The organism is Arthrobacter sp. MDT2-16 (assembly GCF_054510925.1).
In genome coordinates this window covers 299,442-309,140 of the sequence record NZ_JBTNDP010000004.1, presented here as the reverse complement: position 1 = coordinate 309,140, position 9,699 = coordinate 299,442, and the positions used below count along the sequence as shown (strand labels likewise).

The window sequence follows — 9,699 nt, the reverse complement described above, 5'->3', positions numbered from 1 at the left end:
GCGGCGTCGATGCGCTCCTCGCGGCTGGCACCGTCGGCGGCCGCGCCGACCAGTGACTCGAGGACGCGCGCGTAGGCCTCGTTGCGGATCACCTCGCCCTCGCGCGGCGGCTTGCCCTCGGGCATCCAGAGGGCCGCCGACGTCGGCCAGTGCTCCGTGAAGAGGTCCGCGACCGCGGCGATGGTCGCCCCGACGCGCCCCACGACCGGGTGGCCGTCCCGCGCGTACCCGATCGCGAAGTCGAGCACCTCCCCCACCTCCCACGTCCCGTGGTCGCGCAGCAGGAGGAGCCAGGCGTCCACGGCGGCGGGGACGGCGGCGGCGAGGGCGCCGGCACCCGGGACGAGCTCGAGACCCTCGGCGAGGTAGTGCTCCCGCGTGGCGGCGGCCGGTGCCGGGCCCTGGCCCATGAGGACGGTCGCCCGGCCGGGATCCGCGGCGGTCGCGAACACGCCGGTCATGTCGCCCCCGGGTCCGTTGAGGTGCGGTTCGACGACGTGCAGCACGAACGCCCCGGCGACGGCGGCGTCGAAGGCGTTGCCGCCGCGCTCGAGCACGGCCTGGGCGGAGGCGGTGGCCAGCCAGTGCGTGGACGCGCTCATGCCGAAGGTGCCCTGGAGCGTGGGCCGCGTGGTGAAGGCGGGAGGGGGGGTATACACGGTACGACGATATGCTTCGTATACATTCGCGGCAAGGGACCGAGGGAGATCATGGCGAAGAAGAACCGGGTGGACACGGACCGCCTCCACCTGTGGCTCATGCTCGTGCTGACGTTCTCGACGGGGGTGATCGACGCCGTCGGCTACCTGGGGCTCGACCGCGTCTTCACGGGCAACATGACCGGCAACGTGGTGCTCCTCGGCATGGCGTTCGCGGGCGGCGACGGACTCCCGATCCTCCGGCCGGCGCTCGCCCTCGTGTTCTTCATGGTGGGGGCGGCCCTCGCTGGACGGGTGCTGCGGAAGGGTCCCGAGGGCTGGTCCGGGCGTACCTCGAGCACCCTCCTCGCGGTGACCGCGGGTCTGACGGCCCTCGCCGTCTACGTCGCGCTGGTCGACGTGCACGCCGACGAGGTGCTGGGCAGCATCACGACGTCGGTGCTCGCCACGGTGATGGGTATCCAGGCCGCGACGGCCAAGCGCCTGAAGGTCGCCGAGATCACCACGGTGGTGGTGACGTCGACCATCACGGGCCTCGCCTCGGACTCGCGCCTCGCCGGCGGCACGAGCATCCACTGGGCCCGCCGCGCCTCGGCCATCGCGCTCATCATGGTCGGCGCCGTCGTGGGCGCCCTGGCTTTGACGGTGGGGCTCTGGCTCGGGGTGGCGGTCTCCGCGGCGCTGTCCGCCGTCGTCACCCTCCTCGGGCACCTGCGCTACCGCCGGGACAAGGAGGAGATGATCGCAGGGAGCGCCAAGGTAGCCGCACTACGGTAGGACCATGGAACAGGTCGACCGGCAGTACGAATTCCACCGCCTCGCTCTTGCGTGGCCGCAGCACCGCTGGTGGAGGCCGCTGCTCACGGCGCTGCTCGGGTTCGTGTTCTACACCGTCTTCGTGCTGGTGGTCCTGGTGACCGGCGTGGTCCTCGCCGCCCTCTCCCCCACCGGCATCGAGCCCTATTCCGATGCCCTGACCGTGCTGGACCTCGGCAACCCGGTGACGTTCGCCTTCACCCTGGTGTCGCTGATCCTGATGATCCCGGCCCTGGCGCTCGCCGTGCTGATCACGGGACCGCGGCCCATCGGCCTGCTCTCCTCCGTGGCCGGGCGCATCCGCTGGCGCTGGCTCGCCGTCTGTGCCGGCGCCGCGCTGGCGGTGTCCCTGGCGGGTCTCGCGGTCTCGGTCGGGATCGGTCTCCTGTTCCCTGCGGAGGCGGTACCCGAACCCGTCCAGCAGGACACCACGTATCTGCCCCTCATGCTGGCCCTGACCCTTCTGGCCGTTCCGTTCCAGGCCGCCGCGGAGGAGTACGTGTTCCGGGGCTTCCTCATGCAAGCCATCGGCACCTGGCTGCGGCACCCCGCCTTCGCGATCCTGCTCCCGGTGCCGCTCTTCGTCCTCGGCCACACCTACGATCCGTTCGGCCAGATCACCGTCGCGCTCTTCGCCGTCGTCTTCGGATGGCTCAGCTGGCGCACCGGGGGGTTGGAGGCGGCGATCGCAGCCCATGCGATCAACAACATGACCGTCTTCGGGCTCGGCGCCCTGGGACTGGTGGACGTGAACTCCTCCGAGGGCTCGGTGGGCGGGCTCGTCGTGTCGGCACTCACCATGGGTGCGACGGCCGCCGTCATCGTGCGGCTCGCGGACCGCCGCGGGATCGAGCGCAGGCGCACGGTGGCACCGCAGCCGCTGCTGCAGCCGGTCGGTCCGTCGCCGGTGTACGCGCCGGCCGGGGTGGGAGACCAGGGACCGGCATGGGCCCCGTTCCAGGTCCCGGCCACGTCCTGGTCCGGTGCCTACGATCCGTCGCAGTACGACTCCTCACGCTATGCGCCCGCACCAGGAACGGCACCGGCACCGTCGTACGCACGCCCGACGGCGCCGCCGGAGCCGCCGGAGCCGCCGGAGCCGGCGGAGCCGCAACCGCAACCATATCGGCAGCCGAAGCCCCAGCCGACCGCAGGTGCGCACGCACCCGCTGCGCCCGGGGCCGGACGGGACCACAGCACCGACCGCCACCCCTCCGGACCGGCGCACCCGGCGGGTCCCGGCCATCCCTCCGGCACCCCACACCCCGCCGGACCGGGCCACCCCGGGGCTGCGGGCCACCGGGCGGACTGACCGGCACCCCGCACCCCGCCGGACCGGGCCACCCCGGGGCTGCGGGCCACCGGGCGGACTGACCGGCGCCCGGACACGCCGGGCGTTCAGCCCTCGACCCGCAGGCCCATGCTCTCGGCGAGGAAGGGCGCCAGCAGCTGCAGCTGGTACTCGTCGACCGTCGCACCCCGCAGGCCGTCGATCCCCTGGATACCCCGGAAGCTGCTGGTACGCAGGTCGGTGTCCCTGAGCTGCGCACCGTCGAGGGTGAGGGCCCCGATGGTGCAGTCCGCCAGGGCCAGGCGTGTGGCGCGTACGCCCGTGAGGTCCAGCTCGCCGATGATGCAGCCGCTCACCAGGACATCCGTGAGGCGGGCAGCGCGGAGATTGACGTAGTCGAGCTTCCCGCCGTCGAGGTGGACGCTGTCGAGCGTGCTGTCGTACAGCTCCGCGGAGCCCCACCGCGTACTGCGCAGCGACGTCTCGCGCCAGCTGCTGCGCGGGGCCCGGAAGACCGGGGCGAAGAGGTCCTGGAACGCGCACTCGATGAAGCGGGCTCCGCGCAGATCCGTGTCGTTCAGGGACACGCCCTCGAGGACGCACTCCTGCAGCGTGATGCCGGCGAGCTCCCCACCGTCCAGATCCGCGCGCTCGTAGCGCTCCCCCTCGCGATGGTCGCCGTCGAGCAGGCGGGGCTCCGCCACGAGGGTCGCACCCCGCGGAGCCCTGAGGGACAGGCGCGGTGCGGTGGTCGTGCTGCGTGCTGGTGGCCGTGGCATTACTTCATCAAACCATCCGTCGGAGTCGAACGGTTCACCTTCCATCGTCCATCCCCTACAGTGGGCACCCCCTGTACCGCACGAGGATGGGAGTCGTCATGAAGACATCGGACAGCACGCCGGGCCCCGAGGGCGGACAGGAGGCCTCGCTCCTGAAGGTCCTGGGGAACTGGGATGCCCTCGCCCTCGGGTTCGGAGCGATGATCGGCTTCGGGTGGGTGGTCCTCACCGGCGGCTGGATCGCTTCCGCGGGTACCGGCGGCGCCGTCCTCGCGATGATCACCGGCGGCGTGATCATGGGCGTCGTCGGCCTGACCTACGCGGAGCTGACGGCGGCGATGCCGAAGGCGGGCGGTGAGCACAACTTCCTGCTCAGGGGCATGGGCCCGCACTGGTCCTTCATCGGATCCTGGGCCATCACCGGCGGCTACGTGACGATCGTCGCCTTCGAGGCCGTGGCGCTGCCGCGAACCGCCGAGTACATCTTCCCGGGCCTCAGCCGCATTCCCCTCTGGACCGTCGCCGGGGACGAGGTACACCTCACCTGGGCGCTCATCGGCGCCGTCGCGGCCGTCGTGATCACGCTGATCAACATCCGTGGCGTCAAGATCGCCGGCACTGCGCAGACCTTCGTGGTCGTGTTCCTGCTGGTCATCGGGCTGATCCTGGTCGTCGGCAGCTTCACGGGTGGCTCGACGGCGAACATGCAGCCCTTCTTCACGGGCGGGTCCGCGGGCTTCTTCGCCGTCCTCGTGGTGGTGCCGTTCCTGTTCGTCGGTTTCGACGTCATCCCGCAGTCCGCGGAGGAGGTGGACATCCCCGCCCGGCAGATCGGCCGGCTCGTGGTCGTCGCCGTCGTCCTCGCGACCATCTGGTACGTGATGACCATTCTGACGACGTCCTCCGCCATGCCCGCGGACGAGCTCGCCACCGCGGACATCGCGACCGCGGACGCCATGGGTGCCATGTTCGGCACCGACATCATGGCGAACATCCTCATAGCAGGCGGGATCGCGGGAATCCTCACCTCCTGGAACTCGCTGCTGCTGGGCGCGTCCCGCCTGATGTACTCCATGTCCCGCTCCGGGATGCTCCCCCGCTGGTTCGGTGTGCTGCACCCCCGTTACCGGACGCCGGTGAACGCCCTGATCTTCATCGGTGCCCTGTCGTTCGCGGCCCCGTTCTTCGGCACGCAGATGCTCGGCTGGCTGGTGGACTCCGGCGCACCGAGCATCGTGCTCGCCTACATCCTCGTGGCGCTCGTCTTCGTGATCCTCCGCCGGCGCGAACCGGACATGGACCGTCCCCTGCGGATCGGCGGAGCAGGCAGCGGGGGGACCGTGATCGGCTGGATCGCCGTGGTTCTCTGCGTGGGGCTGCTGAGCCTCTACCTGCCGGGGATGCCCGCGGCCCTGACACCGCCCCCGTGGATCCTGTTCGGCCTGTGGTGGGTCCTCGGGATCGTGTTCCTGCTGCGCATCCCGCGCGGGGTGGCACCGGGGCACGACGCCGAGGAGCGGCTGCTCGACCGTCTCGCGCAGCGCCGCTGACGGCTCGACCATCGGAGGATCGCCCCGGACACCGTGGTTTACTGGGGAGCAGTTCAGCCAGGGGGAGGAGAACCGATGAGCAGTGATCGCCTGCAGTCCACCTACGACCCGCGCTACGACGGCATCTACCAGCGCGGCGGCGGCGCGGAGACGTCGCCGGCGTCCCCGGTGTCCCCGGCCTCGCACCGGGTGGTGCCTCCGGCACCGCAGGCTCCCGCCCTGCCGGTGCCGGAGACGGCCGCGGACCCCTCGGCGATCCGCGAGGTGGTCCCGGAAACCCCCACGAGGCAGGATCACCGGGCTCCGCGCAACCCCTACGACCGGTGGGTATGGATCCTCGCAGGCGTCCTCGTGGCGTCCGGGATGTTCTTCCTCCTGGCGCCGATCCTGTACGAGCGGCAGTACCTCGAAGCCATGAACACCGCGCAGACGGGCGGCGGCTACGTCAACCCCTGGTACAACTACACGAGCCTGGCCGCCCCGGTCCTGCTGCTCCTCGGCGTGGCCACCGCCGTCGCCCAGCTCTTCGTGCTGTCGATCCGCCACACGCTCGGCCACCGCTGACCGTCGATTCCCGTCACCCTCCCGCCCCGTAGGGTGGAGAGCATGGAATCACCGATCGAGAGCTACCTGCGGACCATCCACCGGGAGATCTCCGATCTCAGGGACGGCAAGCCCTACAGCACCATCCCCGCCATGGCGAACGTCGACCCGGACAACTTCGGCATCTGCCTGACCACCGTGGACGGATACATGTACGAGGTGGGTGACACGCGCGAGGAATTCACCATCCAGTCCATCTCCAAGCCCTTCACGTACGGGCTGGCGCTCGCCGATCTCGGCATGGAGGCCGTGGACGCGAAGGTGGATGTCGAACCCTCCGGGGACACGTTCAACGAGATCTCGCTCGCACCCGGCAGCGGCCGTCCCTCCAACGCGATGATCAATGCCGGCGCGCTCACGGCCACCTCCCTCGTCCGGTCGCGCGGCGGCAACACGCGCTTCAAGCGCATCCTCGGCACCTACTCGCAGTTCGCAGGACGCCAGCTCGGCGTCGACGAGGAGATCTTCCGCTCGGAGCTGGAGCACGGGCACCGCAACCGCGCACTGGCGTACCTGCTGCGGTCCTTCGACATCATCGAGGACGATCCCACCCCCGTGATCGAGGACTACTTCCGGCAGTGCTCCGTGAAGGTCAACTGCATCGACCTCTCGGTCATGGCGGCCACGCTCGCGAACTCCGGGCGCAACCCGCTCACCGGCGTGGAGGTGATGGACCTGCTCGCCGTCGAGCGGGTGCTGTCCGTGATGACCACGTGCGGGATGTACGACGACGCCGGCTCCTGGATCAGCACCGTGGGCATGCCCGCCAAGAGCGGCGTGGGCGGCGGGACCATCGCCGTCCTGCCGGGTCAGGTGGGCCTCGCCATCTACTCGCCGCCCCTGGACGAGCACGGCAGCAGCGTGCGCGGGATGGCCGCGAGCCAGCGCCTGTCCCGGGACATGGAGCTCCACTTCGTGCGGGCCGCCCGGGCCGGGAAGTCGGCCATCCGCGCCACCTACGACATCCTCGCGGCGCCCTCGGGCATCCGGCGGACCGACGAGGCCATGGACGTCCTGCGTGAGCACGGGCACCAGGCCATGGTGATCGAGCTCAACGGCGACCTCCTGTTCGCGGGCACCGAATCCATGGTGCGCGAGCTGAGCGGGCTCGACGACGACGTCGACTTCGTGATCCTCGACCTGCGCCGCGTCGACGAGGTGGCCGACGTCTCCCTGCGACTGCTGGGCGAGGTGCGCGAGAACCTGTCCGTCGTGGACTGCGACCTGGTGCTCATCGACGGCGAGGGCACCCTCGCGGAGACCTTCAAGGACGTCGACCGACCCGTGCCCACCTTCGACACGCGCACCGCCGCCGTCGAATGGTGCGAGAACGAACTCATCACCCGCTACGGCGGGGACATCATGCTCCCCGCGGAGGTCGAGGTGGCGCAGTGCCCGGCCCTCGGCCCCCTCACGGACGAGGACGTGGCAGCCCTGACGCTGCGGATGGAGGACCGCAGCTACGAGAAGGGTCACGTGGTGCGGCGCGTGGGGCAGAGCTTCGGCGGCGTGTACTTCATCCTCTCCGGCAGGATCGTCACGTCGGTGCCCGGGCCCACCGGCGAGCGCCTCAAGCTGACCACCCTGAGCGCCGGCATGACGTTCGGCGAGCTGGCCCTCGGCAGCGACAACCGCCAGGAGACCACGGTGAAGGCCCTCGAGGACGTGCACGTGAAGGTGCTGACGGCGCGGGCCATCGAGACGATCGAGCGGGAGGACCCGCGGCTCGGCGTCGAACTGTGGAAGGCGCTGACGCGGGATGCCTACACGCGCGTGGACCTGTACCTGCGGGAGACCGCGGTGCGGATCCGCGACTAGCGGGGACCCCGCCGCCCATAGACTGGCGACGGACGTGGCCGATCGGGCCGCCGGGAGGACGGGAGCCGCGATGACGGTGCTGATAGCGGGCTGCGGCGACCTCGGGACCGAGGTGGGACTGCGGCTGGCCGCCCGCGGCGAGCGCGTGGTCGGCTGGCGCCGCTCCCCCGGGCGCCTGCCGGAGGGCATCGAGGGCGTGGCCGCGGACCTGACGCAGCAGCTGCCGACCGTGCCGCGGGACACCGACGTCGTCGTGATCGCCACCGCGGCCGGGGAGCGCAGCGAGGCCGCGTACCGCAGTGCCTACGTGGACGCGACACGCAACGTGCTCGACGCCCTCGAGCGCGACGGCGTCTCCCCGCGGCGGGTCCTGTTCGTCTCCTCCACCGCGGTGTACGGCGACTTCGGCGGCGCCCTCGTCACCGAGGGGTCACCGACGGAGAGCAGCGCACCGACCGCGCGCCTGATCCGCGAGGCCGAGCAGGTGCTCCTGGACCGCTCGGAGCACGGCATCGTCCTGAGGCTCTCCGGGATCTACGGGCCGGGACGGACGCGCCTGATCGACCAGGTGACCTCCGGTACCGCGGTGCTGCCGGCGGCTCCGCAGTGGACCAACAGGATCCATCGCGACGATGCCGCGGCGGCGATCGTGCATCTCGTGACCGCGGTCGGGTCCCCCGCCCCCATCTACCTCGGCAGCGACGAACTGCCGGTGGACCTTGCGGAGGTGCTGGCGTTCCTCGCCGCCGAACTCGGGCTGCCCGAGCCGCCGCGTGGCGAGGCCGGCTCCACGCGCGGCGGCGCGCGCCGCGTGGACAGCGGCCTGCTGCGCTCCACGGGGTTCTCCTTCACCTACCCGACGTACCGGGAGGGGTACCGGGCCGTCCTCGCGGGGAAGGGCGTCAGGCACCCGTAGCTGCGACGGCGGTGCGGGCCCGGGCCGTCAGGCGCCCCAGCCGCACGAGCGACCAGACGAAGATGCTGACCACGAGCAGGTTGCGCAGCGTGAGCAGGACGGCGACGGCGGGGCTGAGCTCGTAGCGCAGGGCGTCGTAGAACACGGGGTACACGAGGGTGGTGAGGCCGGCGGTCGCCAGCATCGCGAGCGCCGGGTAGCGCCACTCGGCTGCCCGGTCGAGCACGAGGCCCGCGGCGATCACGGCCGCGATCCACAGCATGAACTGCGGGGAGCCCACCTTGTTGAACACCACGAGGGTGCTCACGAGGGCGAGTGATCCCGCGGCCAGCAGGGCGCCGGCCTGCGCGCCGCGATGCAGCGCGATCGCGAGGAACGCGGCGACCAGCACCACGGTGAGCACCAGCAGCGGCGTCATCAGGTCCCCCACGAGCCCGCTCAGCGCACCCCGGACCTCCATGGTGTTGATGACCTCGTCCTCGAAGAAGTAGGCGCCCGACCTCCCCGTGATCGCCTGCCACACCCCCGGTGTGCTGAGCGGCGCCTCGAGCTGCATGCCGCGCGCCCCCTGGGCGCTGAGGAAACCCGTGAGGTTGCGGAGGTCGCCGAAGACCGCGACCACGCCTGCGATCCCGGCGGTGAGGGCTGCCCCGGCGCCGAGGATGCGCAGTCTCCCCGTCCGGACGACCACGAGCGCCGCGAGCACGACGGCGGCCGGCCACACCTTCATCCACGTGGCGGCGCTGAGGAGGAGGGACGCGGCGAACGGGCGCGCGCCGACCAGCAGCAGCGCCGTGATGATCAGGGGCGCCGTCAGGCCGTCGATCCTGCCCACGGCCACCGGCCCGAGCAGCGCCGTGGCCGCCAGCCACCAGTAGGCGGCGGTGAACGACGACGGCGTCCCGCGCCGCACCAGGGCGGCCGTGCCGACGGCGTTGAGCCCGGCGAAGAGCAGGAACCAGGCGAACTGGTAGTGGGAGGGGCCGAACACGGTGGCGAGGACCATGGGGGCCAGCGCACCCACCGGGTACACCCAGGCCGTGTCGATGCCCTGCCAGGTACCGCCGTCGAGGGCGAGGTACGCCCACTCCCGGTAGAAGCGGATGTCGCTGAGCACGCCGCCGCCGAGGATGAAGGGCATCAGCCGCGCGAGGAACCCGACGTGGACGAGGCCGTAGAACAACCAGACCGAGCGGGCAGTGTTGCGCGTCTCCGGTCGGGGCAGGCGGATGCGCACGGGTGGCTCCTGGTCGGCGTGGATGGCGGC

At 71.4% G+C, this 9,699-nt stretch carries 9 protein-coding genes; 6 read left to right on the top strand and 3 right to left on the bottom strand.

The annotated features are described in order from the left end of the window. A partial coding sequence (locus ACX80N_RS10050) for a gamma-glutamyltransferase (protein ID WP_459339280.1) occupies positions 1 to 602 on the bottom strand: 602 nt, incomplete at its 3' end. A gap of 108 nt (positions 603 to 710) precedes the next feature. Here ACX80N_RS10050 and ACX80N_RS10045 point away from each other — a divergent pair. Beyond that, entirely contained in the window at positions 711 to 1,436 is a 726-nt protein-coding gene (locus ACX80N_RS10045) for a YoaK family protein (protein ID WP_459339270.1), read from the top strand. A gap of 4 nt (positions 1,437 to 1,440) precedes the next feature. Further along, a complete protein-coding gene (locus tag ACX80N_RS10040) occupies positions 1,441 to 2,787 on the top strand; it encodes a CPBP family intramembrane glutamic endopeptidase (protein WP_459339269.1) in 1,347 nt (448 codons plus the stop codon). An 86-nt stretch (positions 2,788 to 2,873) separates the two neighbouring features. Here the strand turns inward: ACX80N_RS10040 and ACX80N_RS10035 are convergent, their stop codons facing one another. After that, entirely contained in the window at positions 2,874 to 3,545 is a 672-nt protein-coding gene (locus ACX80N_RS10035; protein WP_459339268.1) for a pentapeptide repeat-containing protein, read from the bottom strand. A gap of 98 nt (positions 3,546 to 3,643) precedes the next feature. Between ACX80N_RS10035 and ACX80N_RS10030 the strand changes: the two genes are divergently transcribed. The 4 genes from ACX80N_RS10030 (at position 3,644) to ACX80N_RS10015 (ending at position 8,432) form a co-directional block, all read left to right on the top strand. Next, the gene (locus tag ACX80N_RS10030; protein ID WP_459339267.1) at positions 3,644 to 5,095 is read left to right on the top strand and encodes an APC family permease; all 1,452 of its coding nucleotides are present in this window, start codon (positions 3,644 to 3,646) and stop codon (positions 5,093 to 5,095) included. 75 nt (positions 5,096 to 5,170) lie between these two features. Then, a complete protein-coding gene (locus ACX80N_RS10025; RefSeq protein WP_459339266.1) occupies positions 5,171 to 5,659 on the top strand; it encodes a hypothetical protein in 489 nt (162 codons plus the stop codon). Positions 5,660 to 5,701: 42 nt separating this feature from the next. Next, positions 5,702 to 7,516 carry a glutaminase A gene (glsA, locus tag ACX80N_RS10020; protein ID WP_105031053.1) on the top strand — a complete coding sequence of 605 codons (1,815 nt, stop codon included), beginning with the start codon at positions 5,702 to 5,704 and terminating at the stop codon, positions 7,514 to 7,516. Positions 7,517 to 7,586: 70 nt separating this feature from the next. Then, positions 7,587 to 8,432 (top strand): SDR family oxidoreductase, encoded by an 846-nt coding sequence (locus ACX80N_RS10015; protein WP_459339265.1) that lies wholly within the window; start codon positions 7,587 to 7,589, stop codon positions 8,430 to 8,432. Here the strand turns inward: ACX80N_RS10015 and ACX80N_RS10010 are convergent. After that, on the bottom strand, positions 8,419 to 9,669 hold the full coding sequence (locus tag ACX80N_RS10010) for a hypothetical protein (RefSeq protein ID WP_459339264.1): 1,251 nt from the start codon (positions 9,667 to 9,669) through the stop codon (positions 8,419 to 8,421). The two genes, ACX80N_RS10015 and ACX80N_RS10010, sit on opposite strands and share 14 nt — an antisense overlap. Positions 9,670 to 9,699: the final 30 nt, after the last annotated feature.

What these genes read in the sequence shown, in the direction of transcription:
- ACX80N_RS10045 (WP_459339270.1), top strand. Translation starts at nt 711, where the DNA reads ATGGCGAAGAAGAACCGGGTGGACACGGACCGCCTCCACCTGTGGCTC.
- ACX80N_RS10040 (WP_459339269.1), top strand. Translation starts at nt 1,441, where the DNA reads ATGGAACAGGTCGACCGGCAGTACGAATTCCACCGCCTCGCTCTTGCG.
- ACX80N_RS10035 (WP_459339268.1), bottom strand. Translation starts at nt 3,545, where the DNA reads ATGCCACGGCCACCAGCACGCAGCACGACCACCGCACCGCGCCTGTCC.
- ACX80N_RS10030 (WP_459339267.1), top strand. Translation starts at nt 3,644, where the DNA reads ATGAAGACATCGGACAGCACGCCGGGCCCCGAGGGCGGACAGGAGGCC.
- ACX80N_RS10025 (WP_459339266.1), top strand. Translation starts at nt 5,171, where the DNA reads ATGAGCAGTGATCGCCTGCAGTCCACCTACGACCCGCGCTACGACGGC.
- glsA (WP_105031053.1), top strand. Translation starts at nt 5,702, where the DNA reads ATGGAATCACCGATCGAGAGCTACCTGCGGACCATCCACCGGGAGATC.
- ACX80N_RS10015 (WP_459339265.1), top strand. Translation starts at nt 7,587, where the DNA reads ATGACGGTGCTGATAGCGGGCTGCGGCGACCTCGGGACCGAGGTGGGA.